1 pseudogene is annotated in these 505 nt (G+C 63.2%); it reads left to right on the top strand.

The window, feature by feature from the left end:
• A pseudogene (locus ACLQ2R_RS39540) lies at positions 1 to 505 on the top strand (hypothetical protein); the annotation flags it as partial.

Genomic DNA, 505 nt, shown 5'->3' with positions numbered 1-505 from the left:
CGGTGTCCAGATCGGTGGCGGCACCGCCAAGGAAGTCTCCAAGGCCGACTACGACAAGTTCACCGGTCGTAAGGAAGCCAAGCAGCAGGAGATCTCCAAGGAGGAGTACGACAAGTGCGTCCTGAACCTGGGCGCCTGCTGGTCCGAGGGTGAGAACACCAAGGCTGACATCGTCGGCCCGAACCACCCCGGCGCCGTGCTCGAGCGCTTCGAGGTCAAGGAGTGGGTGTACAAGTCCGCCAAGGTCGGCCCCGGCAACGGTAACAAGCTGGGCGAGCCCGAGGTCGAGCACGTCACCCTGTCCGAGTACAAGGACTACAAGGGCCCGGGCAGCAAGGCCATCGACAAGGCCGGCAACTTCACCATCACGCACCACTACGTGCAGGTGTGGGTCAAGCCCGGCACCGCGAAGAAGTACTTCAAGGGCGCCTTCTACGTCCTCGAGGGCTTCATCAAGGACGTCGGCAAGCTCGGCGACAACGTTGGTGGCCAGGGCTTCACCTGG

The organism is Streptosporangium sp. DT93 (genome assembly GCF_049844535.1).
GTDB lineage: Bacteria > Actinomycetota > Actinomycetes > Streptosporangiales > Streptosporangiaceae > Streptosporangium.
This window is presented reverse-complemented; position numbering and strand designations above follow the sequence as displayed.